Annotated in this window: 19 protein-coding genes and 1 tRNA gene; 7 read left to right on the plus strand and 13 right to left on the minus strand. The window is 69.8% G+C overall.

Translation table 11 applies throughout. From position 1 onward, the window contains the following. Positions 1 to 19: 19 nt before the first annotated feature. Positions 20 to 670, plus strand: coding sequence for an alanine racemase C-terminal domain-containing protein (locus Q9R20_RS13830; protein WP_311249881.1), 651 nt, complete (start codon positions 20 to 22; stop codon positions 668 to 670). Further along, positions 667 to 1,710, plus strand: a complete 1,044-nt coding sequence (locus tag Q9R20_RS13835) for an alanine racemase (protein WP_311249882.1) — start codon at positions 667 to 669, stop codon at positions 1,708 to 1,710. The genes Q9R20_RS13830 and Q9R20_RS13835 overlap by 4 nt, the downstream gene beginning before the upstream one ends. Positions 1,711 to 1,789: 79 nt before the next feature. On the opposite strand, the gene Q9R20_RS13840 is transcribed toward Q9R20_RS13835, so the two are convergent. Continuing rightward, positions 1,790 to 2,011 (minus strand): hypothetical protein, encoded by a 222-nt coding sequence (locus tag Q9R20_RS13840; RefSeq protein ID WP_295838946.1) that lies wholly within the window; start codon positions 2,009 to 2,011, stop codon positions 1,790 to 1,792. A 162-nt stretch (positions 2,012 to 2,173) separates the two neighbouring features. On the opposite strand from Q9R20_RS13840, the gene Q9R20_RS13845 reads away from it, so the two are divergent. Continuing rightward, positions 2,174 to 4,246 carry a DNA topoisomerase IV subunit B gene (locus Q9R20_RS13845; RefSeq protein ID WP_311250073.1) on the plus strand — a complete coding sequence of 691 codons (2,073 nt, stop codon included), beginning with the start codon at positions 2,174 to 2,176 and terminating at the stop codon, positions 4,244 to 4,246. Positions 4,247 to 4,335: 89 nt separating this feature from the next. Here the strand turns inward: Q9R20_RS13845 and Q9R20_RS13850 are convergent, their stop codons facing one another. Next, the gene (locus Q9R20_RS13850; protein ID WP_311249883.1) at positions 4,336 to 6,789 is read right to left on the minus strand and encodes a DNA topoisomerase IV subunit A; all 2,454 of its coding nucleotides are present in this window, start codon (positions 6,787 to 6,789) and stop codon (positions 4,336 to 4,338) included. A gap of 71 nt (positions 6,790 to 6,860) precedes the next feature. Between Q9R20_RS13850 and Q9R20_RS13855 the strand changes: the two genes are divergently transcribed. Next, a complete protein-coding gene (locus tag Q9R20_RS13855; protein ID WP_311249884.1) occupies positions 6,861 to 7,991 on the plus strand; it encodes an alkaline phosphatase family protein in 1,131 nt (376 codons plus the stop codon). Between the two features lie 8 nt (positions 7,992 to 7,999). Here the strand turns inward: Q9R20_RS13855 and Q9R20_RS13860 are convergent, their stop codons facing one another. Further along, entirely contained in the window at positions 8,000 to 8,917 is a 918-nt protein-coding gene (locus Q9R20_RS13860) for an AEC family transporter (protein ID WP_311249885.1), read from the minus strand. Positions 8,918 to 9,177: 260 nt separating this feature from the next. Between Q9R20_RS13860 and Q9R20_RS13865 the strand changes: the two genes are divergently transcribed. Together Q9R20_RS13865 and Q9R20_RS13870 are read left to right on the plus strand one after the other, a co-directional pair. Next, a complete protein-coding gene (locus tag Q9R20_RS13865) occupies positions 9,178 to 10,257 on the plus strand; it encodes a hypothetical protein (protein WP_311249886.1) in 1,080 nt (359 codons plus the stop codon). A gap of 147 nt (positions 10,258 to 10,404) precedes the next feature. Then, positions 10,405 to 11,196, plus strand: a complete 792-nt coding sequence (locus Q9R20_RS13870; protein ID WP_396653697.1) for an SDR family NAD(P)-dependent oxidoreductase — start codon at positions 10,405 to 10,407, stop codon at positions 11,194 to 11,196. Between the two features lie 555 nt (positions 11,197 to 11,751). Here Q9R20_RS13870 and Q9R20_RS13875 read toward each other — a convergent pair. The 7 genes from Q9R20_RS13875 to polA all read right to left on the minus strand — a co-directional run bounded on the left by Q9R20_RS13875 (position 11,752) and on the right by polA (position 20,998). Further along, positions 11,752 to 12,309 carry a DUF6578 domain-containing protein gene (locus Q9R20_RS13875; RefSeq protein ID WP_311249887.1) on the minus strand — a complete coding sequence of 186 codons (558 nt, stop codon included), beginning with the start codon at positions 12,307 to 12,309 and terminating at the stop codon, positions 11,752 to 11,754. Between the two features lie 26 nt (positions 12,310 to 12,335). Continuing rightward, positions 12,336 to 13,145 (minus strand): SDR family oxidoreductase, encoded by an 810-nt coding sequence (locus Q9R20_RS13880; protein ID WP_311249888.1) that lies wholly within the window; start codon positions 13,143 to 13,145, stop codon positions 12,336 to 12,338. A 109-nt stretch (positions 13,146 to 13,254) separates the two neighbouring features. Then, a complete protein-coding gene (locus Q9R20_RS13885; protein WP_311249889.1) occupies positions 13,255 to 14,019 on the minus strand; it encodes an SGNH/GDSL hydrolase family protein in 765 nt (254 codons plus the stop codon). Positions 14,020 to 14,138: 119 nt separating this feature from the next. Beyond that, entirely contained in the window at positions 14,139 to 15,473 is a 1,335-nt protein-coding gene (locus tag Q9R20_RS13890; protein WP_311249890.1) for an MFS transporter, read from the minus strand. Then, entirely contained in the window at positions 15,470 to 16,540 is a 1,071-nt protein-coding gene (locus tag Q9R20_RS13895; RefSeq protein WP_311249891.1) for an LLM class flavin-dependent oxidoreductase, read from the minus strand. The genes Q9R20_RS13890 and Q9R20_RS13895 overlap by 4 nt, the downstream gene beginning before the upstream one ends. A 98-nt stretch (positions 16,541 to 16,638) precedes the next feature. Next, positions 16,639 to 18,315, minus strand: coding sequence for a DUF885 domain-containing protein (locus Q9R20_RS13900; protein WP_311249892.1), 1,677 nt, complete (start codon positions 18,313 to 18,315; stop codon positions 16,639 to 16,641). Between the two features lie 46 nt (positions 18,316 to 18,361). Further along, complete coding sequence (polA, locus tag Q9R20_RS13905) at positions 18,362 to 20,998, minus strand: DNA polymerase I (protein ID WP_311249893.1); 2,637 nt, start codon at positions 20,996 to 20,998, stop codon at positions 18,362 to 18,364. A gap of 60 nt (positions 20,999 to 21,058) precedes the next feature. Here polA and Q9R20_RS13910 point away from each other — a divergent pair, with 60 nt between their 5' ends. Then, positions 21,059 to 21,490, plus strand: coding sequence for a hotdog fold thioesterase (locus Q9R20_RS13910; RefSeq protein ID WP_311249894.1), 432 nt, complete (start codon positions 21,059 to 21,061; stop codon positions 21,488 to 21,490). A 74-nt stretch (positions 21,491 to 21,564) separates the two neighbouring features. Here the strand turns inward: Q9R20_RS13910 and Q9R20_RS13915 are convergent, their stop codons facing one another. The 3 genes from Q9R20_RS13915 to pyk form a co-directional block, all read right to left on the minus strand. After that, positions 21,565 to 22,185, minus strand: a complete 621-nt coding sequence (locus Q9R20_RS13915; RefSeq protein WP_058233254.1) for an ANTAR domain-containing response regulator — start codon at positions 22,183 to 22,185, stop codon at positions 21,565 to 21,567. Positions 22,186 to 22,256: 71 nt separating this feature from the next. Continuing rightward, a tRNA-Leu gene (locus Q9R20_RS13920) sits at positions 22,257 to 22,337 on the minus strand. A gap of 76 nt (positions 22,338 to 22,413) precedes the next feature. Further along, positions 22,414 to 23,859: a pyruvate kinase gene (gene pyk / locus Q9R20_RS13925; protein ID WP_295838932.1), complete on the minus strand. Its 1,446-nt coding sequence runs from the start codon at positions 23,857 to 23,859 to the stop codon at positions 22,414 to 22,416. Positions 23,860 to 23,889: the final 30 nt, after the last annotated feature.

A 23,889-nucleotide genomic window follows, 5' to 3' on the forward strand; every position in this document is an offset into this window, starting at 1 on the left:
ACCCCGTTAGTCTAAAGGGGTGACCTCCACGCTCCCTGCCCGCTCGCCCGCGGCCGGGGGAGTGGCACCCGTGGCCCTCGTTTCCGAGTCCGCCCTGCGCCGCAACGCGCCCCTCGCCCTCGCGGCCGGTGCCGGTTCGCACGCCGACGACGTGCTCGCCGCCGACGGGTGGGGTCACGGCGCCGGGTGGGTGGCATCCGTGCTCGCCGATCTCCGGATGGATGCCGCGCCCCTCGACGCTGCGGTCCTGTTCGGCCTGCCCGGCACGCACGCGCAACCCGTGATGTCGCTGCGCGGTCGAGCCCTGGGCACCAAGCCCCTGCTGCGCGGAGAGGGCGTGTCGTACGGCTACACGCACCGGGCGCCCCGCGACACGACCGTGGCCCTGGTGACCGGCGGGTACGCCCAGGGCGTCGTGCGATCGCTCGGCAACGCCGCGACGGTCGCGATCACCGGCCGACGTCACCGCATCGTCGGGCGCGTGGCGATGGATGTCTGCGTGGTCGACGTCGACGATGCGGCGGTCGCGCGCGGGGCGGAGGTCGTCTTCTTCGGCGACCCCGCCGACGGGCACCCCTCGCTGCAGGAGTGGACGGATGCCACGGGCCTGACCGCCGCGGAGATCGTCGCCGTCGTGGGTATGCGGGCCGATCGGCGGGTGACCACGTGAGCGCCGTCTACCGCGTCGACCTCGACGCCTTCGCCCGGAACCTCCACCGTGTGCGAGAAGCCGTCGCCCCCGCCTCCCACATGCTCGTCGTGAAGGACGACGCTTACGCCCACGGCCTGGAACCGATCGTGACGCGCGCCGTCACGGAGGGCGTTCGCTGGTTCGGGGCGTTCGACGTCGCGACCGGAGCCGAGGTCCGCCGGATCGCCGGACCCGACGCGCGCATCTTCGTATGGCTCATCGGGGGGATCGACGATCTCGTCGAGGGCGTCGCGGCAGACCTCGATCTCGGCATCGGCGACGAAGCACTGCTCGACGACCTCGCAGGGCTCCGCCTCGATCGACACGCTCGCGTGCACCTGAAGATCGACACCGGGCTGCACCGCAACGGCATCCGGCCCGAGCGGTGGGACGCGGCGCTCGCGCGAACGGCGGCGCTGGTCGCCGAGGGCCGAGCGGAGCTCGAGGGCATCTGGTCGCATATCTCGGAAGCCTCGGATGCCGACGACGACGACGCCCGCGCGCTGTTCCTCGCCGCGCGCGAGGCAGCGCTCGCAGCGGGTCTGTCCCCGCGCTTCTCGCACCTCGCCGCCAGCGCCGCCGGTTTCGCGCGCGGGGAGTTCCGCGAGGACCTGGTCCGGGTGGGCGCCTTCTCGTACGGCATCCGTCCCGCCGGCGGTCCGAGCGAGGGAGAGCTCGGAATCGAACCCATCGCGGGTCTGACCGCCACCGTGACGGCGGTGGATGCCGCCGGAGTGCACCTCGACATCGGGAGCCTGCACGGACTGCCCAGCAGCCTGGGCGGCCGCTTCGACGTGGCCACGCCCGAGGGCCCCCGGCGCGTCGAAGCAATCGGTCCGAACGCCGCGGTTCTCGCCCCCTGGACCGGCGCTGCCCCCGGTGACGAGATCGCCGTGTTCGGGAGGGGCGCCCTGTACGGCGTCACGGACCTGGCCGAACTCATCGAAACGATCGGCGAGGAGATCGCTCTGCGCGTGTCGCCCGTCGTCCCACGGGTCTTCATCGCCGCGAACGGCTGAGACACCGGAACGCAGGGACGCCTGATACGCGAAACGGGCCCCGACGCACGAGGTGCGCGGGGCCCGTTCCGACGGGGTCTTACTCCGGGGCGTTCAGACGAGCCGTCTCGTCGTGCCACGAGGTGGCGACGCTGCGGAGCTTCTCTTCGTACTTGCGGCCGTGGTGCGCGCAGAAAAGCAGTTCGCTGCCGTTGACGGTCGCGGCGATGTAAGCCTGTGCGCCACAGGAGTCGCAGCGATCGGCCGCGGTCAGGCGGTGATCGAGGACGGCTGACGCGTCGGGTGCAGTCGTGGTGGTCATGTCGGGTGCCCTCCTCAGGTGGTCGTGGGCGAGTCTCCATATACAACCACGCGGATGTTTCCCCTATGCCGCGGCTTGATCACATTTCGCTGTGCGCGTACGGTGGCCCGCCCCCGCTGTGTGTCTGGCAGGCGATGTCGGCGCCCGCGATTACGCTGGGAGATCGTGACGTCCGAGTACTCCGCCCATCATCTCCAGGTCCTCGAGGGCCTCGAAGCCGTGCGCAAGCGCCCGGGCATGTACATCGGGTCCACCGATTCCCGGGGTCTCATGCACTGCCTGTGGGAGATCATCGACAACTCCGTCGATGAGGCCCTCGGCGGCCACGGCTCGCGGATCGACATCCTGCTGCACGCCGACGGCAGCGTCGAGGTGCGCGACCGCGCCCGCGGCATCCCCGTCGACGTCGAGCCCCGCACCGGCCTGACCGGAGTCGAGGTCGTCTTCACCAAGCTGCACGCCGGCGGCAAGTTCGGCGGCGGTTCCTACGCGGCATCCGGCGGTCTCCACGGTGTGGGTGCCTCGGTCGTGAATGCCCTTTCCGAGCGCCTCGACGTCGAGGTCGACCGGGGCGGCAAGACATACGCCATGTCGTTCCACCGCGGCGAGCCAGGCCTGTTCGCCGGCGACGCCCCCGACTCGGCCTTCACCCCGTTCGAGCGCAGCAGCGAGCTGCGCGTGGTCGGCAAGGCACCGCGCGGCGTGACGGGCACGCGAATCCGCTACTGGGCCGACCGGCAGATCTTCACGAAGGATGCCGCCTTCGGCCTCGACGAGCTCGTCCAGCGCGTTCGTCAGACGGCGTTCCTCGTTCCCGGCCTCGAGATCGTCGTGCACGACGAGCGGAGCGAGGAGCGCGTCGAGACGAGCTATCGCTTCGACGGTGGCATCTCGGAGTTCGCGGAGTTCCTCGCACCCGACGCCGCGGTCACCGACACCTGGCGCCTCACCGGCACCGGCACGTTCACCGAGACCGTCCCCGTCCTCCAGCCCGGCGGGTCGATGGTCCCCACCGAGGTGGAGCGCGAGTGCGAGGTCGACATCGCGGTGCGCTGGGGCACCGGCTACGACACGACCACGCGTTCCTTCGTCAACATCATCGCCACGCCCAAGGGCGGCACGCACCAGCAGGGTTTCGAACAAGGACTCATGAAGGTGCTGCGATCGCAGGTCGAGCAGAACGCCCGCAAGCTCAAGGTCGGGAACGACAAGATCGAGAAAGACGATCTGCTCGCCGGACTCACCGCGGTCATGACCGTGCGCCTGCCCGAGCCGCAGTTCGAGGGCCAGACCAAAGAGATCCTGGGGACCCCCGCGGTGCGTCAGATCGTGGCATCCGTGGTCCAGAAGGAGCTCGCGGCCCGCTTCGCCTCGCCCAAGCGCGACGACAAGGCGCAGACCGCACAGCTGCTCGAGAAGGTCGTCTCCGAGATGAAGGCGCGCATCTCGGCGCGCACGCACAAAGAGACCCAACGGCGAAAGAACGCCCTCGAGTCCTCGTCGCTGCCGGCGAAGCTGGTCGACTGCCGCTCGAACGACGTCAACGACTCCGAGCTGTTCATCGTCGAGGGCGACTCCGCTCTCGGCACCGCGAAGCTGGCTCGCAACAGCGAGTTCCAGGCGCTGCTGCCCATCCGCGGCAAGATCCTCAACACGCAGAAAGCCTCGATCAGCGACATGCTGTCGAACGCCGAGTGCGCCTCGATCATCCAGGTGATCGGCGCCGGCTCCGGCCGCTCGTTCGATCTCGAGGCCGCCCGCTACGGCAAGATCATCCTGATGAGCGACGCCGACGTCGACGGCGCGCACATCCGCACGCTGCTGCTCACGCTGTTCTTCCGCTACATGCGTCCGCTCGTCGAAGAGGGCCGCGTCTTCGCCGCCGTCCCGCCCCTGCACCGCGTGATCGTGATGAACCCCGGCTCCAAGCCTAACGACACGATTTACACCTACAGCGAGCAGGAGCTGCACGCCCTGCTCACCAAGCTCAAGCGCTCCAACAAGCGCTGGCAGGAGCCCGTGCAGCGCTACAAGGGCCTCGGCGAGATGGATGCCGACCAGCTCGCGACCACGACCATGGACCGCGGCGGTCGCATGCTGCGCCGCGTGCGCGTGCAGGACATGGAGGCCGCGGCATCCGTGTTCGACCTGCTCATGGGCAGCGACGTCGCCCCGCGCCGCGAGTTCATCATCGACTCGAGCGACCGTCTCGCCCGCGAGCGCATCGACGTCTGACGCGCCTCACGCGTGAGTCGCCATGATTTGTCGCTTCGGGACCTCCGTAAGCGACGAATCGTGGCGACTCACGCGAGCGCCGGCAGCGGTCAGCGGACGACGGTGCCGATCGCGCCGATGACGGCGTCGAGCGGCTGACCGGAGGCGTCGCGCTTCGCGCCCGCCTCGGGCAGGGCGCGCACGGAGCCGTCGGTGCCGACCGCGCGCGGATCGGTGCCGACCCAGGCGAGGGTCAGGGCGTCCTCACCGCGGAGAAGGCGCTGCGCGCGCACTCCGCCCGTGGCGCGCCCCTTGGCGGGGAACTCCGTGAACGCCGAGACCTTGGCGCTGCCTGCGTCGGTCCCGGGAAGCGCCGCCGACGACCCGGCCACCGTGACCACGACCGCGTCGAAAGCCGACGCGCCCACGACCGCGAACGCGATGACCCGTGCACCGTCGGACAGACGGATGCCGGCCATGCCCCCCGCGGAGCGACCCTGCGGCCGCACAGAGGATGCGTCGAAACGCAGCAGCTGCGCATCACTGGCGACGAAGACGAGCTCGGCGTTGTCGCCCGCCGGTGCGGCGCCGACGACCCGGTCGCCGTCGCGGAGGGAGATGATCTCGATCTCGTCCTTGGCGCCCAGCTCGGTCGCCGCGACCCGCTTGACCACGCCCTGCTCGGTGCCGAGGGCGATGGTGGGGGAGTCGACCAGCGGCACGAGGGCCACGACCTTCTCACCCTTGGCGAGGGCGAGGTATTGCTCGACCTTGGTCCCTGCGGCGACCTGCACCGAGTTGGCGGGGACCGAGGGGAGGTCGACGGGGGAGAAGCGCATCAGGCGCCCCGCGGAGGTGACCGCCCCGATGTCGCCGCGCGTGGTCGTGTCGACCGACGAGCGGATGGCGTCGTGCTTCGACCGGCGCGCGGGCGGCACGACACCGCCGGCGGGCGCGTCCGCGACGAGCTCGGCGCGGACCATGCGACCGGTGGCCGACAGGTACACGCGACACGGCGAGTCGGCGATCTGCAGGTCGGCGGCGGCCGCCGCCTTCGCGGACCGCGGCTGAACCGGACCGCCGTTGAGCAGCATGGTGCGCCGCGGGGTGCCGTACGCCTCGGCGGCGGCATCCAGTTCTCTCGCCACCTGCTGGCGCAGCAGGGTCTCGCTGCCCAGGAGCTCGACGAGCTGGGCGATCTCGGCGTTCAACTGGTCGCGCTCGGCCTCGAGCTCGATGCGCGAGAACTTCGTCAGGCGGCGCAGGCGCAGCTCGAGGATGTACTCGGCCTGCGGGTGCGAGAGGTCGAACACCTCCTGCAGCTTCGTGCGGGCCTGCTCTCCGTCGTCGGACGAGCGGATGACCTGGATGACCTCGTCGATGTCGAGGATCGCGATGAGAAGTCCCTCGACGAGGTGCAGACGCTCGCGCTTGCGGGCGAGACGGTACTCGCTGCGGCGCGTGACCACGCGGAGGCGGTGGTCGATGTAGACCCGCAGCATCTCGCGCAGACCGAGGGTCTGCGGCTGGCCGTCGACGAGGGCGACGTTGTTGATGCCGAAGGAGTCCTCGAGAGGCGTGAGCCGGTACAGCTGCTCCAGGACGGCCTTGGGGTCGAAACCGGTTTTGATGCCGATGACCAGGCGCAGGCCGTTGTTGCGGTCGGTGAGGTCGGTGACGTCGGCGATGCCCGTGAGCTTCTTCGCCTGCACGGCGTCTTTGATCTTCTCGATCACGCGCTCGGGGCCGACGAGGTAGGGGAGCTCGGTGATCACGATGCCGGTGCGGCGCGGGCCCAGCGACTCGATCGACGCCTTCGCCCGGGTGCGGAACGTGCCGCGGCCGTTCGTGTAGGCGTCCTTGATGCCGTCGAGGCCGACGATGATGCCCCCCGAGGGCAGATCGGGGCCCGGGACGAACTCCATGAGCTCCTCGACCGTGGCATCCGGGTGCTGAAGGAGGTGGGTCGCGGCGGCGACGACCTCGATGAGGTTGTGCGGCGCCATGTTCGTGGCCATGCCGACCGCGATGCCCGTCGCGCCGTTGACGAGGAGGTTGGGGAAGGCGGCCGGCAGCACCTCGGGCTGCTGGAACTGCCCGTCGTAGTTGGGGATGAAGTCGACGACGTCTTCGTCGAGGTTCTCGGTGAGGGCGAGCGCCGGGGGAGCGAGACGCGCCTCGGTGTAGCGCGGAGCGGCGGGCCCGTCGTCGAGGGAGCCGAAGTTGCCGTGCCCGTCGACCAGCGGGACCCGCAGCGAGAACCACTGCGCGAGACGCACGAGGGCGTCGTAGATGGGCGCGTCGCCGTGCGGGTGCAGCTTTCCCATGACCTCGCCGACGACGCGCGCGCTCTTGACGTGACCGCGGTCGGGACGCAGACCCATCTCGGCCATCTGGTACAGGATGCGCCGCTGCACCGGCTTGAGCCCGTCGCGCGCGTCGGGCAGGGCGCGCGAGTAGATGACGGAGTAGGCGTACTCGAGGAACGACCCCTGCATCTCGGTCGAGACATCGACGTCTTCGATGCGCTCGGACACAGGGGAGGAGGAACGGGAATCGGGCATGGCGGCGACCTCGGGTCGGGCGGGCGTCCAGGGCGGACGAGGATCGGGAGCCGTGTGGAAGACTTGCTCCGATGTCCCTCAGCCTACCGGCGGACCCGCCGCGTTCCCGCAGCCTCACCGGTGTGGTGGAGCAGTCCCTGCGCGCGCTGACGGGGGAGTCCGACTGGTTCGCACCCGCGCGCAGCGTCATCGTCTTCCTCGTCGACGGTCTCGGTTCGCACAACCTCGCCGCGCGGCGCGGGCACGCCCGTTTCCTCGGATCGACCGGCGGGCGACGCGACGTCGCGCGCACCGTCTTCCCCTCCACGACCGCGGCCGCGTTGACGAGCCTGCTCACCGGCACCGAGCCCGGTGCGCACGGCATCGTCGGCTACCGCGCGCGCATCCCCGGCACCGATGTGGCGCCCAACCAGTTGCACGGCTGGGAGACCGACGGACTCGACCCGCACGTGTGGCAGCGTCGCGCGCCGTTGCTCGAGACGCACGCGGCTTCCGGCGGGCGGGCGTTCGTCGTCTCGCGACCGAGCTACACCGGTACGGGGTTCACCGAGGCGACGCTGCGCGGCGCGGAGTTCTTCCCCTCCGACGACCTCGACGAACGGGTGCGCATCGCGGCCGATCTAGCCGCACGGCATCCGGGATCCATCACCTACCTGTATGCCCCGGAACTCGACACGGCCGGGCACCGCGACGGGTGGGAGTCCGACCGGTGGACCGACGCCCTCGAGCAGCTCGACGACGCCGCTCGTCGCCTGTCGAACACCATCGACCCGCGCACGGGTGTGCTGCTGACCGCCGACCACGGCATGGTCGACGTCCCCGCGCACAAGCACGTGCTGCTGCGCGACGGCGACGCCCTGCTCGACGATGTCGCGCTCATCGGGGGAGAGCCTCGCATGCTCCACCTCTACACGACCGAGGGACGAGGGGATGCCGTGACCCGCACCTGGCGCGAGAGCGAAGACGCGCGCGCCTGGGTCATGACGCGCGACGAGGCGATCGCCGCGGGGCTGTTCGGGTCGCGGGTCGACGACGACGTGCGGCCGCGGATCGGTGACGTGTTGGTCGCTGCGCGCGGGCGGTTCGCGTTCTACGACGATCGCGAGTCCGATAAGCGCCCGCAGCGCATGGTCGGGCAGCACGGCTCGCTCACGGACGAGGAACGCACCGTCCCTCTGCTGCGCCTCGGCGCGTTCGCCTGACCGCGCGGTCAGCCCAGGAGCAGCGCGACCCCGAAGAGCACCGGCAGGCAGCCGACGGTCGAGATGAAGACGACGTCGCGCGAGAGGATCTCACCGACGCCGTATCTCTGGGCGAAGTTGAACACGTTCTGCGCCGTCGGCAGCGCCGCCAGGACGACGACGATGAACACCTGCTCGGCGGGGAGGCCGAACAGCGTCGCCACGAGCCACGCGAGAGCCGGCATCGCCAGCAGCTTGAGCACCGATGCGATGACGACGTCGAGACGGCGCCCCGGTTCGGTGAGCACGCGCTGCCCGTACAACGACATGCCGTACGACATCAGCAGCACCGGTACGCACGCGCCGGCGATGAGGTGCAGCGGGTCGAAGACGACCGGCGGCAGGTCGATGTCCAGCAGGGCGACCAGAACGCCGAGCGCGGACCCGATGAGCATCGGGTTCTTGGCCGTCTGCGCGAGGATCCGCCGGAACGAGCGTGAGCCGGAGGTCACGGCATCCAGGATCGCCAGCGCGATCGGCATGAGCACGAGCAGTTGGAAGAGGATGACGGGAGCCGAGAACGCCGCGTTGCCGAGCATGTAGAGCGAGATCGGGATGCCGATGTTGTTGCTGTTGACCTGACCGGCCGACAGTGCGGCGATCACCGACTCGCCCACGGGTCGACGAAGGATGAGCAACGACACGAGCGCCGACACCGCGATGATGACCGCGGCCGTGATCATCGACACCGGGAGCAGCGCCGAGAACAGCGTCGCGACATCGGCCTCCGCGAGCACCGTGAACAACAGGAAGGGCGAGAGCACGAAGAAGGTGAGCCGGCTCAGCACCGGACGTGCGTGCGGTCCCAGCAGATCGATGCGGGCGATGATGTACCCCACCACCACGGCGAGGCCGACGACGGCGAAGCCGGTCAGGATGCCGCTCACGCGCTCAACCGGTCGGTCAGGGAGGCGCACAGGAAAGTCATCGATTCGAGCGTAGCGGGGGAGCGGGGCGGCTGCCGCCCGTCAATGCGCTACTCGCACCGGGGCGTGTCTGCGCTCGATGTCTTCGGAGCGACTCCGATCCCTTCCGTTGCGTTCAGGCACGATGGCGGCATGCACGGTCAGGTCGTTTCTCGGCCACGTCATTCTTCTCGGAGCGGTGGGCATTCCATGATTGTGTCGGGAATCCCTAGGGTCTACTCGTGGAGATGAGGCGATTGCTCATAGGCGGCCGGACGGTGCGGTCCATCGAGACGACTGCTCGCACCCGAACCGAGTGGTTCTCCGTGATCTGGGCAGCAGAACAGAGACGGGGAAACGCCGCCTCGAGAGCCGACGTGCCCGGCAGAGTCCTGAGCGAGCAGTTGTTCTCCGCCCCATCGGACGAAGCGTTCATCGTGTGGGATGCCGACGTCCCCTCGGCTGGGCACGCGGATCCCATCACGTGGTTCGCGGGGAATGAATTGCGGGACCCGCCCCCGCCGATTCATAAAGCCGTTTCTCTTCTCCGGGCATTGTCCGACGAGGAGTTCTGGCCGGTCATCGACGCGCTTCAGGGGCGGCTGTGGGACAGGAGCCTCTCGGTCGCCGCGGGGCTCCTGGCGCAGGCGCCCGAAGAGTTCATCCTGCGATGGGCGCAAACAGCCGCAGTCAAGGCGCTGGCTCTGGCTGACGTCCTCGAGGCGGGCGGAATAGGAGCGTTCGACGAAATTCACGCTATCGGTGCCGTTGTCGGGAAAGGGCAACGCGCTTTCGACGAGGTGCTGAGCAACGCCGATGCATTCGACTCATCCTGGTGCACCGACAACTCGGCGCACGTACTGACGCTCGCGAGTCACGCCTACGAGCGGAGGACGGGGATGAGCGCTGATATCCACACCGCCTTCCAGCCCCGGGCGTCGGAGATCGGAGCGCGATCTGAGGCGCAGGTGGCCGAGCGCCAGAAGCAGCGAGGAATCAAATCTGACGCCCCGGATCCTGTCTTTCGGGCGGCGCGAGCGGTTGTCCGCACTCGAGGTGCGCTTCGCGAGCGAATTGTGCTCGTGAGGGACGTCGAGCATTCCGGGCGGTCGCTCGAGGACATTGCGGAGACCGGGTTGGCCGCGGACGAAAGCGAGATCCTGGCAGGCCCCGAGTTCGCGATGCAGCGCGCCATCGGCTCGTGGGGTGGCGAGGCGTTCGCGATCAAGCGGCGGACGACGCTCAGCGTCCCTGCGTATGTCGAGAAGTACTCATCCGTCCCCACCGTGGAGGCACGAAGCGGAATCCAAGTGCGCCGATAATGCACATTATGTCAGTTAGCAGGAGGAGCAGCCCTCCCCGCCCGTGTGAGGGACGACGCCTACACCGGCGAGACCGCGTCGGCGAGGAGGCGCGACGAGGCGCCTCATCGTCGTAGCGTCGAACCACGACGGAAGGACGCGCAGACAATGAGCAGCAGCATCTCCATCGACCTGTCCGGGAAGACCGCGGTCGTCACCGGTTCGACGCAAGGCATCGGGCTGGCCATCGCGCGCCGCCTCCACGACGCGGGAGCCGAGGTCGTCGTCAACGGTCGCTCCGTTGAGCGCGTCGACCGGACCGTCGCCGGTCTCGGCGATCGGGCACGCGGCGTCGCCGCCGACGTGACGACGGCGGAGGGCGCGGCGCAGCTCGTCGACACCGTGGGGCCGGTCGACGTTCTCGTGAACAACCTCGGGATCTTCGGCTCGACGCCGGCCCTCGAGATCGACGACGAGCAATGGCAGCGCTTCCTCGACACCAACGTCGTCTCGGCGGCGCGGCTCATCCGCCTGCTGCTTCCGGGGATGACGCAGCGCGGCTGGGGCCGCGTGCTGAACATCGCCAGCGACTCCGCCGTCGTCATCCCCGAGGAGATGATCCACTACGGCGCCTCGAAGAGCGCCCTGCTCGCGGTGTCACGCGGCTTCGCGAAGGCAGCGGCCGGAACCGGCGTGACCGTCAATTCCGTCATCGCCGGCCCCACCCACACCGAGGGTGTCGAGGACTTCGTCTACGAGATGGTCGACAACGACCTCCCGTGGGATGACGCGCAGCGCGAGTTCATGCGGACCGCGCGGCCGCAGTCGCTCGTCCAGCGACTCATCGAGCCGGAGGAGATCGCGAACATGGTCGTCTACCTCGCCTCTCCCCTGGCCTCGGCGACCACCGGCGGTGCGCTCCGCGTCGACGGCGGGTACGTCGACAGCATCCTGCCGTGACGAAGGGCCGCGAGATGAGCCCCTCCCGCGTGCACATCCTCGGCGCGAGCGGCAGCGGGACGACCACCCCGGGTCACGCGTTGGCCGCGCGCTGGGCGGTTCCGCACGCCGACGCCGACGACTATTTCTGGATGCCGACCACTCCCCCGTTCATTCGAAAGCGCGACGAGAGGCGGAGGGTGGCCCTCATGCGCGAGATCTTCGCCGCGCGCCCGCGTGGGTGCTCTCGGGGTCGATGCTGGGGTGGGGAGAGTCGGTCGTCGCCGAGTGCGATGCGATTGTCTTCCTCGCGCTGGATCCCTCCGAGAGGCTCCGGCGGCTCGACGCCCGCGAGGTCGTTCGACGCGGCGGGCCGGTCCCCGATGACGACGCCTGGCGCGCGTTCAGGACGTGGGCCGAGGGCTACGACGATCCCGCTTTCGACGGTCGCAATCGCGTCGAGCACGACAGGTGGTTGGCTACGACAGGCAAGCCCGTCCTGCGCCTCGACAGTCGGTCGACGGTGAGGGAACTGGTGGATGCCGTGTGCTCGTGGAAGCCTGCCGCGGCACCGTCCTAGAGATCCGTCTCCTCGACGTCCACGAGCCACCCCGTGCGCACCCGTACCCGCCGTTCGGCTGGCTCGGGCCCGTCGAGGTCGATCTCCGGGCCCTGATCCTCCGACCCCGGCCGCTCCCCCGGCACCCTGTCTCCGGGCACCAGCGCGACCGCCCCGGGCACGCGCTCGGATACCTGCATCCACCTCGTCGGGCGCGTGCCGATGAGGAATCCGTTGCCGAGGTCCCGCCCCGAGAAGGGCCAGAACTCCCCCTCCGCGGGCATCTCGGCATCCGGAGGCGCACCGTATCCGGGACGACGAAGAACGAACCGGTCGACGCTCTCGTGGACGACGATCTGCACGCCCGTGACCCGTCCGCGCACGCGGTCGTCCGTCGGGTGTTCCGGATGCCGCGCCTCGAAGGCGTCGACCGTCGCGGCCAGCTCCGCGCCGAGGTATCGGACGAAACGGTCGGAGGGCATCCGCCCCTCGATCACGAAGTCCACCTCGTCGCCGACGGCGAACGGGTCGCCGCAGCACGCCCAGTCCATCGCATCCAGCCACACGCGCGTCATGCCGTCCACGCTAACGGCGAGACTCCTCAGTCGCGACGCAGCCATCCCGACGTCACGCCCAGCACGCGCGACCCGGTCAGGTCGCCGAGGGACAGGCTCGCGAAGCGCACGGCGGCCTCCGAGGTCTGCCACCGGAACCGCGGGTCGTCAGTGGTCGCCGCCTCGACGACGGTGTCGGCGGCGTCGTCGGCCGCCTGCGCACTGGCGAACGACGCGGCCGCGCGATCGAGGTACGCCTGCTGCAACGCCGCGTAGGGGCCGGGCGCAGCGCGGTGCACCGACTCGACGAACGACGAGGCGACGGCGGCCGGCTCGACGATCGACACGTCGATTCCGAAGGGGGCGACGACCGGGGCGAGCGACTGCATGAGACCCTCGACGGCGAACTTGGCCGCGCAGTAGGCGTCCGAGAAGGGCTGTCCCACCGCTCCCCCGACGCTCGTCACGGTCACGATGCGGCCGCTCCCCCGCTCCCTCATCCCGGGGAGCACGAGACGGGTGAGCCGCGCGACCGAGAGGTAGTTCGTCTCGAGCTGCTCCTGCAGATCGGCATCGCTCATCTGCTCGAGCGTGCCCACGGCACCGCGTCCGGCGTTGTTCACGAGGATGTCGATCGGACCCACCGCCTCGACCAGGGCGCGCGCGGCTTCGGCATCCGTCACATCCAATGCCCGGATGTCGAGCTCGACACCCGCCTCGGATGCCGCTGAGCGCAGCGCATCGGCGCGTCCGTTGTCGCGGACCGTGGCGATCACCCGGATGCCGCGGGCCGCGAGCCCGATGGCGGTGTGCAGGCCGATGCCGCTGGAGGTTCCGGTGACGAGTGCGAGAGTCATGTGCCCAGTCTGCTCTTCGAACCCATGGGCGCGGTGTGCGGGGGTCGCGCAGGTGGCGCTGCCAGGGTCGTCACGGGAGCGAATGAATGCCGTCGCCCCCGGCCTCTGCTCACCCGCGCGGCGAGAGCTCCACCCACCCGCCGCCGAACTTCGCCTGACGGTTGTCGCCCGACGACGTGCCCGTGAGGCGGCGCCGCACCCACGGGGCGACGTGCTCGCGATAGTACGCCGTGCCCGTCAGCCGCTCGGTTTCGGGGATCTCGCGCAGGTGCCACCACTCCCCCGGCGGGGTGTGGCCGACGGACTCGATCACGCGCGCCGCGACGCGGTGATGACCGCGCGCGTTCATGTGCAGTCGGTCGACCGACCAGAACTCCCCTCCCGCGAGCTCGCGATCGAACCAGTTGTAGGCGGTGAGCACGTCGGGTCGCGCCTCCAGGCGCTTCTCGACCGCGTGCGACAGGCGGTCGCCGCGGGCCTCGATGATCTTGCCGAGCGGGAGTCCCGCCGAGGGGTTCGCCCCCGAGAGCACGATGAGCTGCACGCCCTCCTCGTCGCAGCGGCGGACGACGTGGTCGAACAGGTCGACGATGCGGTCGATCCCGGTGCGGGGACGCAGCATGTCGTTGCCCCCGCCGTTGAAGGACAGGTGGGTCGGCTTCAGCGCCAGCGCGGGCTCGAGCTGCTGCGCGACGATCGGCTCGATGAGCTTGCCGCGGATCGCGAGGTTGGCGTACTGAATCGGTTCGCCGGCGGCATCCGCCCAGCCCTGAGCGGCCAGGTCGGCCCACCCTCGGACGGTGCCGTCGGGCAGTTCGTCGCCGACGCCTTCGGTGAACGAGTCGCCGATCGCGACGTAGCGGACGGATGCCATGACCCGAGCCTACGCGCGCGGGCGGTGCAGGCCGTCCCCCGGCACACCCTCCGATTCGGGGCGAATCCTGCAGCCTGGGGCGGAAATGACCGGCCCCGAAGAGCGGAATCCGGGAGAGGCTACGCCAACGCCCGCCCGCGCTGCTCGCGCAGGAAGAGCGCGGCGACCACCGCCACGGCGAAGAACGCCGCGAACACCACGAACAGCAGCGGCGCTCCCCCGATGCCGAGCAGCGGCGGCACCGCGAGGGGAGCGAGGATCGACGCGATGCGCCCGACACCCGCCGCCCACCCCGCACCGGTGGCCCGGAGCGCCGTGGGGTACGTCTCGGGCGTCGCCGCATAGAGCGCGCCCCACGCCCCGAGGTTGAAGAACGACAGCGCCATCCCCGCGGCGATCACCGCGATCTCGCCGGTCGCCGTGCCGAAGAGCACCGCGGACACCGCCGAACCGGCCAGGAACGTCGCGAGCGTCGCGCGCCGACCCCAGGCCTCGATCAGCCAGGCCGCGACGGCGTATCCGGGCAGCTGCGCGAGGGTGATGATGAGCGTGAAGCCGAACGAGCGCACGAGGTCGTACCCCTGGGCGACGAGGATCGTCGGGATCCAGATGAACGCGCCGTAGTACGAGAAGTTCACGCAGAACCACAGCACCCACAGCGCCGCCGTGCGGGCCCGCAGCGCCGGCGCCCACAGTGCGCTCACGCGGGGTCGCGGGGCGGGAACGGATGCCGAGACCCCCTCCGTCGAGGCCTCGAGCGCGATGCGACCGGCCGCGGCCTCCAGATCGCGCACGATCACGATCGCCTCGGCGTTTCGACCCCGCGAGGCCAACCACCGCGGCGACTCGGGCAGACCCCACCGGACGATCAGCGCGTACACCGCGGGGATCGCACCGAGGGCGAAGGCCCAGCGCCAGCCGTCGGCCGAGGACGGCACGACGAGGTAGCCGATCAGCGCGGCGGCGGTCCACCCGACAGCCCAGAACGCCTCGAGGAAGACGATGAGCCGCCCTCGCATCCGCGCGGGAGCGAACTCGCTCACGTAGGTCGAGGCGACCGGCAGTTCGGCACCGAGCCCGAGGCCCACGACGAAGCGCAGCACGAGCAGCACGGCGAGACCGCCCACGAGGGCGCTCGCCCCCGTCGCGAGACCGTAGACGAGCAGGGTCAGCGCGAAGACGTGCCGACGCCCGAACCGGTCGGCCAGGAGCCCACCCACGCTCGCCCCGATCGCCATGCCGGCGAAGCCGACCGACGCGATCCACGACGCCTGCGTCGGCGCGAGCTGCCACTGCACGCTGAGAGCCGCGATGACGAACGAGACGAGGCCGACGTCCATGGCATCCAGGGCCCAGCCCAGACCGGAGCCGCCGAGGATCCGTCCGTGCCGACGGGTGAACGGCAGGGCGTCGAGGCGTTCGGACACCCGGATGGTGTCGGTGGTCGTGGTCACCGGATGCCGGGAGCGTCGGCCGGCGCGGAGCTGTCGGCGAGCATCTCCTCGACGAGGGGACGCACCTTCGTGCCGTACAGCTCGATGCTCGACAGGAGCCGTTCGTGCGAGATCGACCCGCTCGCGATCTTCATCTGGAAGCGCGAGTTGCCCAGCGCCCGCACGGTCGCCGCGATCTTGCGCGCGACGGTCTCGGGCGAGCCGACGTACATCGACCCCTCGGGACCGACGTCGTGCTGGAAACGCATGCGGTTGTACTCGGGCCAGCCGCGCTCGCGGCCGATCGTGTTGTTGAGCTCGGCGACGCCCTCGAAGGCTTCGTCCCACGCCTGCTCGTCGGTCGCGGCGACGTGGCCGGGCGAGTGCACCGAGATGGGCATCTGCGGCTTGCCGAGCTCCGCGAGCGAGCGGCGGTAGAGATCGGCGTAGGGGCGGAAGCGGGCCGCCGAGCCGCCGATGATCGCGAGCACGAGACCGTAGCCGTAGCGCGCCGTGCGCACCACCGACTCCGGAGAGCCGCCGACCCCGACCCACGCGGTCAGCCCGGTCTCGGTCTTGGGGTACACGTCGGCGTCCTGGAGGGCGGCGCGCGTACGGCCCGACCAGGTCACGGGCTTCTCGGTCAGCAGGTGCGAGAACAGCTCGAGCTTCTCCTCGAACAACTGCTCGTAGTCGGCGAGGTCGTAGCCGAAGAGGGGGAACGACTCGATGAACGAGCCGCGCCCCAGGATGACCTCGGCGCGCCCGTTCGAGATGGCATCCAGGGTGGCGAAGCGCTCATACACGCGAACCGGGTCGTCGCTCGAGAGCACGGTCACCGCGGTGCCGAGGTGGATGTTCGTCGTGCGCGCGGCGGCCGCGGCCAGGACGATCTCGGGGCTGGTGACCGCGAAGTCCTTGCGGTGGTGCTCCCCCACCCCGAAGAACGACAGACCGACCTCGTCGGCCAGGACCGCCTGGTCGACGACGTTGCGGATGGTCTGCGCGTCCGACAGCAGCGACCCGTCGGGCGCGCGGGAGATGTCTCCGAAGGTGTCGAGGCCGAGCTCGAGGGAACGAACGTCCATGGGGTCTCCTTGCATTCGGATGAATGAACTTTACGCGACCGCGGGGTATTCCCCCGCATCGCCGAAGGGCGCCGCCGAGGCGACGCCCCTCGGGGAGATCATGCGGATGCCAGAGCCGCGCGCAGCGTGTCGAGACCGACGCCGCCGATGTCGAGCGCGCGCGTGTGGAACTGCTTCATCGAGAAGTCGGTGCCGCGGCGCTCCTGCTCCTCGTCGCGCACCTGCTCCCAGATGCGCTGCCCCACCTTGTAGGACGGAGCCTGGCCGGGCCAGCCGAGGTAGCGGTTGACCTCGAAGCGCACGAACTCCTCGCTCATGTTGACGTTCTTCAGCATGAACGCCAGGGCGTAGTCGTGATCCCACGTCCCGGTGCCGTCGAGACGCGGCTTCTGCAGGTGCACGCCGATGTCGAGCACGACGCGAGCGGCGCGCATGCGCTGACCGTCGAGCATTCCGAGGCGGTCGGCGGGGTCGTCGAGGTAGCCGAGCTGCTCCATGAGGCGCTCCGCGTACAGCGCCCAGCCCTCGGCGTGACCGCTCGTGCCCGCGAGCAGGCGCCGCCACGAGTTGAGCTCGGCGCGGTTGTACACGGCCTGCGCGATCTGCAGGTGATGGCCCGGAACGCCCTCGTGATACACGGTCGTCAGCTCACGCCACGTGTCGAAGGTGTCGACGCCCTCGGGCACCGACCACCACATGCGCCCCGGCCGCGAGAAGTCGTCGGTCGGACCGGTGTAGTAGATCCCGCCCTCGTTCGTCGGGGCGATCATGCACTCGAGGTGGCGGATGGGCTCGGCGATGTCGAAGTGCGTGCGACCGAGCTCCTCGACGGCCTTGTCGCTCGTGCGCTGCATCCACTCCTGAAGGGCTTTTGTGCCGCGGAGCTTGCGGGACTCGTCCTTCTCGAGGAACGCCACCGCCTCCTCGACGCTCGCACCCGGCAAGATCTCGTTCGCGATGGCCTCCTGCTCGGCGACCATGCGCGCGAGCTCCTCGACGCCCCACTCGTAGGTCTCGTCGAGGTCGATCTCGGCGCCGAGGAAGTGCCGGGAATGGAGGGCGTACAGCTCGCGCCCGACGGCGTCGGTCTCGCCCGCCGCGGGGGCGAGCTCGGAAGACAGGAACGACGCGAGCGCGTCGTACGCGACGCGCGCCGCGTTGGCGTTCGTGGAGAGGTCGCGAGCGAGGGATGCCGGCAGCTGCCCCTCCTCGGGGGCGGCCTCGCCCACGAACTCGGCGAAGAACCCCGTGTCGGAGGTGTACCGCGCGATCTGGGTCACGACCTCGGTGACCTGGCGGCGGGCCGGGACGACGCCCTCGCTGATCCCGCGGCGGAGGGTCGAGATGTACCCGTCGATCGCGCCGGGCAGGGCCTTGAGCCGCTGCGAGATCGTGGACCAGTCGTCGGCGGTCGCGGTGGGCATCAGGTCGAAGGTCGAGCGGATGTCCTGCGCGGGAGACGCGATGACGTTCAGGTCGCGCAGGTGCGTCTTCGCCTCGTGCTTCTCGATCATCAGGTCGAGCTCGCGGCCCAGGTCCATTTTGGTCACGGTGTCGATCGCGTCGACGGCGTCGGCGGCGTCGAGGGCGGCCCGGGTCGCGCGCGCCTCGGCGATGAGGGCATCGGCGCCCTCGGGGCTGTAGTCGCCGAACCGCCCGTTGTGCTCGAAACGCCCGATGTAGGTCGCGAGGGTCGGCTCCCGCTCGGCCAGGGTGTCGACCCACGCGTCGGCGATCGTGTCGACCGGCGTGGGGGTGCGTTGTGCGTCAGTCATCCTCCGAGCCTAGGGAAGCCGCAGCCGGCGCGCACGCCCCCTGGCGCTAGTGCCCCGCCTCGTCCCAGTCGCCGCCGCGTCCGATCTGTACGTCGAGCGGCACCGAGAGGTCGGCGGCGTCGGCCATGCGCGAGCGGACGATCTGCTCCACGGCATCCCACTCCCCCGCCGCGACCTCGACGACGAGTTCGTCGTGGATCTGCAGCAGCACGCGCGAACGCAGCCCCGCCGACGCCAGCTCGTCGCGGATGCGGAACAGAGCGACCTTCATGATGTCGGCGGCGCTGCCCTGGATGGGGGCGTTGAGAGCCGCTCGCTCGGCGTTCTCGCGCAGGACGCGGTTCATGCTCGTGAGGTCGGGGAACGGGCGCCGGCGACCGAAGATCGTCTCGGTGTAGCCGTCTTGACGCGCCTGCTCGACCGAGCCGCGCAGGTAGTCGCGCACGGCGCCGAAACGCGCGAAGTACTCGAGCATGAGCTTCTTGGCTTCGGACTGCTCGATGCGCAACTGTTTCGACAGGCCGAACGCCGAGAGGCCGTAGACGAGGCCGTAAGACATCGCCTTGACCTTGGTGCGCATGGCCGGGGTGACGTCTTCGGGCTCGACGCCGAAGACGCGCGCGCCGACGAAGCGGTGCAGGTCTTCGCCGGAGTTGAACGCCTCGATGAGCCCGGGGTCGCCGGACAGGTGCGCCATGATGCGCATCTCGATCTGCGAGTAGTCGGCCGTCAGCAGCGTCTCGTAGCCCTCGCCGACCTCGAACGCGGCGCGGATGCGACGGCTCTCCTCGGTGCGGATCGGGATGTTCTGCAGGTTCGGGTCGGTGCTCGACAGGCGCCCCGTCTGGCTGCCGGTCTGCACGTAGGTGGTGTGGATGCGGCCGTCGGCGCCGGTCGCGGTGTCCAGGGCGTCGATGATCTGCTTGAGCTTCGTGGCCTCGCGGTGGCGCAGCAGGAGGTCGAGGAACGGGTGATCGGCGCTCTCCTGCAGATCGGCGAGGGCGGCGGCATCCGTCGTGTACCCGCTCTTGGTCTTGCGCGTCTTCGGCAGCTGCAGCTCGTCGAAAAGCACCTCCTGCAGCTGCTTGGGCGAGCCGAGGTTCACCTCGTGTCCGATCGCGGCATAGGCGTCGCGCGCCAGGGCGTCGGCCCGGGCGGCGAGCTCGTTCGAGAAGCCGGAGAGCTTCTCGTGCGAGACGGCGACGCCCGCGAGCTCCATGTCGGCGAGGGCGGTGAGCGTGGGCAGCTCGATGTCGTCGAGCACGCTCGCCACGCGCTCGGGGAGTTCGGCGCGCTGCGCCTCGGCCACCCGGCGAGTGAACCATGACAGCTGCCCCGGGGTCGCACCCTCGGTCTCCGGCACGAGCTGGGTCGGGTCGGCCACGGGCAGCTTCTCGTCGAGAACGCGCTCGACCAGGTCGCCGAGCGTCTTGTCGGGGAAGCTCGGGCGCACCAGCCACCCGGCGAGCACCACGTCGAAGGCGAGGCCGTCGACGGCGAGACCGCGGCGGGCGAGCGCCTTGATCTGCGGCTTGGCATCGGCGAACACCTTCGGGGCGTCGGAGGCCAGCCACGACGCGAGCGCCTCGCCCACGGCATCCGTCCACTCGCTCTCGACCGCGGCGTCGGCCGAGGCGAGGCCGATCGCCGTGGGCTGAGCGCCCTCGAGCGAGACGGTGACGCCGACCGGTCCCTCGGCCGCGGCGGCCCAGGATGCCAGAGCGTCGGCATCGAGACGGGTCGGCGTCGGGGCGGTCGCCGTGGGGCGCTGCTCCTCGACCTCGCCCGCGTCGCCGCCGAGGGCGTCGAAGACGCGCGGAAGGAGCGTGCGGAACTCGAGGCGCGCGAAGATGTCGCGCACGGCCTGCGCGTCGAGCGGGTGCATCTCGAGATCGCCGGGGCCCACAGGGAGCTCGACGTCGCGGAGCAGACGGTTGAGCGAACGGTTGCGGCGCACGCCGTCGAGGTGCTCTCGCAGGTTGCCGCCGACGACGCCGGTGATCTTGTCGGCGTTCTCGAGCAGGGCGTCGAGCGAGCCCCACTGCGTGAGCCACTTCACCGCGGTCTTCTCGCCCACCTTGGGCACGCCCGGCAGGTTGTCGCTGGTCTCACCGACCAGGGCCGCGATGTCGGGGTACTGCTCCGGCGGCAGACCGTACTTCTCGATAACGGCGGCGGTGTCGTAGCGCTTGAGCTGCGACACCCCCTGCACGTTGGGATACAGCAGGGTGATGTCGTCGGTGACGAGCTGGATCGTGTCGCGGTCGCCCGAGCACACCAGCACGTCGAACCCCTGCTCCGCGCCCTGCGTGGCGAGGGTGGCGAGGATGTCGTCGGCCTCGAAGTCCTCCTTCGAGAGGACCGGCACGCCCATGGCCCGCAGGCAGTCCTGGAGAAGCGGGATCTGCCCCTTGAACTCGGACGGGGATTCGCTGCGGTTGGCCTTGTACTCGGCATACTCGCGGGTGCGGAACGACTGGCGCGAGGTGTCGAAGGCGACCGCGAGGTGCGTCGGCTTCTCGGCCTTGACGAGGTTCACGAACATCGAGAGGAACCCGTAGATGCCGTTGGTGTGCTGCCCGTCCTTCGTCGAGAAGTTGTCGACCGGCAGGGCGTAGAACGCCCGGTACGCCAGCGAATGGCCGTCGACGACGAGGAGAGTAGGCTTTTCGGCATCCGTCACCCCTCCAGCGTAACGAGAACCACGGACACTCCCCCGGCCCCGGCCCGATCGAAGGCGATGATGACCTCCACGACCCCCGACACGACCTCCGGACTCGACTGGGCGAAGGAGCGCGGGATGGGCGCCCTCGCCGAGAAGATGGGCATCGAGTGGGTCGAGTTCTCGGTCGAGCGCAGCGTCGCCACCATGCCCGTCGAAGGGAATACGCAGCCGGTCGGACTGCTGCACGGGGGCGCGTACGTCGTCCTGGGCGAGTCGCTCGGGTCGATGGCGGCCAACCTCTACGCCGGCTCCGGCAAGCTCGCCGTCGGCATCGACATCAACGCCACGCACACGCGCTCGGCCACGTCGGGGATCGTGACGGGCGTGTGCACCCCGATCCACCTGGGCCGTTCGCTGACGGTGCACGAGATCGCGGTGTCCGACGAGCAGGGCCGCCGCTGCTCGACCATCCGCATCACGAACATGATCAAGGACGCCCCCGCGGGCTGAGCGCGCCGGGTTTCGCTGCGGAAACGAGAAATGGATGCCACCGACGCGGCATCCATTTCACGAAGAGGGAGAGATCAGGCCTTCTTGGGGGCCAACTGCTCGATGATCGCCTTGGCGACGTCCTGCATGGTGAGGCGGCGGTCCATCGACGCCTTCTGGATCCAGCGGAAGGCCTCGGGCTCGCTCAGCCCCATCTTCTCGTTGAGCAATCCCTTGGCGCGGTCGACGAGCTTGCGGGTCTCGAAGCGCTCGACCATGTCGGCGACCTCGGCCTCGAGCGTGATGATCTGCTCGTAGCGGGCGAGGGCGATCTCGATCGCGGGCAGGAGGTCGTTCGGCGTGAAGGGCTTCACGACGTACGCGAGAGCGCCGGCCTCGCTGGCGCGCTCGACGAGCTCCTTCTGGCTGAAGGCGGTGAGGAGCACCACCGGGGCGATGTGGTTCTTGCTGAGCTTCTCGGCGGCGCTGATGCCGTCGAGCTGCGGCATCTTCACGTCCATGATGACGAGGTCGGGGCGCAGCTCCGTGGCCAGCTGGACCGCGGTCTCGCCGTCGCCGGCCTCGCCCACGACATCGAAACCGTTGTCCCGGAGGATCTCGACGATGTCGAGGCGGATGAGCGATTCGTCCTCCGCGACGACGACGCGTCGGGGGGCGGCCGGAGCGCTGGCCGGAACGGCTTCTTGATCAGTCACGGGACCATCCTACGTCTGCGGGGGCGCGAAGCCCCGGATCGCAGCCCCCATCGCTGGAGTGCTGTAACGGGTACCGGTGGTGGGACTCGAACCCACACGTCTTTCGACAGAGCATTTTGAGTGCCCCGCGTCTGCCATTCCGCCACACCGGCAGGTGTTGCGCTCCCACCCTATCGAGCGGGAACGCCACGACGCGCGCCGGTGTGAACCGGCGCGCGTCGCGAAGGGTCAGACTTCCTGATACCCCGGGGCCGCACCGTGCACAGCATCGCCCACGCGGTGCACGCGCAGGTCGTTCGTGGAGCCGGCGATCCCGGGAGGGGAACCGGAGATCACGACGACCTTGTCGCCGACCTTGGCCAGGTCGTTGGCGAGCAGGTAGTCGTCGACCTGCAGGAACATCTTGTCGGTGTGCGGCACGTGCTCGACGAGCGTCGAGCGAACGCCCCACGTCAGCGCGAGGCGGCGGCGGATGCCGGGCTCGGGCGTGAACGCGATCATGGGGATCGTCGAGCGCAGACGCGACATGCGGCGAGCCGAGTCGCCCGACTCGGTGAAGACGCAGAGGTACTTCGCCTCGACGAAGTCGGCGACCTCGACGGCGGCGAGGGTGATGGCGCCACCCTGCGTACGCGGCTTGTTGGTCAGGGGTGCGATGCGCTCGAGACCGTGCTCCTCGGTCGAGGCGACGATGCGCGCCATGGTCTCGACGACCACGACCGGGTAGTCGCCGACGCTGGTCTCGCCCGAGAGCATGACCGCGTCCGCGCCGTCGAGGACGGCGTTGGCGACGTCGGAGGTCTCGGCGCGGGTGGGCACCGGGCTGTTGATCATCGACTCGAGCATCTGCGTCGCGACGATGACCGGCTTCGCCATGCGGCGGGCGAGCTCGACCGCGCGCTTCTGCACGATCGGGACGGCCTCGAGCGGGAGCTCGACACCCAGGTCGCCGCGGGCGACCATGATGCCGTCGAACGCGTCGATGATCTCCTCGAGGTTGTCGACCGCCTGCGGCTTCTCGATCTTGGCGATGACGGGGATGTAGCGTCCCTCTTCGGCCATGATCTCGTGCACGCGCTCGATGTCTTTGGCATCCCGCACGAAAGACAGCGCGATGAGGTCGGCACCGGCGTTCAGACCCCAGCGGAGGTCGGCCTCGTCCTTCTCGCTCAGAGCGGGGACGTTGACGGCGACGCCGGGGAGGTTGATGCCCTTGTTGTTGGACACCGGGCCGCCGACGACGACCTTGGTGGTGACGACGGTGCCGTCGGTCTCGACGACCTCGACGCGCACCTTGCCGTCGTCGATCAGCAGGAAGTCGCCGGGCCGCACGTCCTGCGGGAGGCCCTTGAACGTCGTGCCGACGATCTCTTTCGTGCCGAGGATGTCCTCGATGGTGATCTTGAAGATGTCGCCGGGCAGCAGGTCGTGGGGACCGTTCTCGAACTTGCCGAGGCGGATCTTCGGGCCCTGCAGGTCGACGAGCGCGGCGACCGGGCGACCGGCGTCCTCCGCGGCCTTGCGCACGTTGGCGAAGTTGGCGTCGTGCACGGAGTAGTCTCCGTGGCTCAGGTTGAGGCGGGCGACGTCCACCCCGGCGTCGATGATGGCGCGAACCATCTCATACGACGACGTGGCGGGCCCGAGTGTTGCGACGATCTTGGCGCGTCTCATCCGTTTTCAAGCTCCGTGAGGATTTCGGGA

Source organism: Microbacterium sp. PRF11 (assembly GCF_031844085.1).
Lineage (GTDB): Bacteria > Actinomycetota > Actinomycetes > Actinomycetales > Microbacteriaceae > Microbacterium.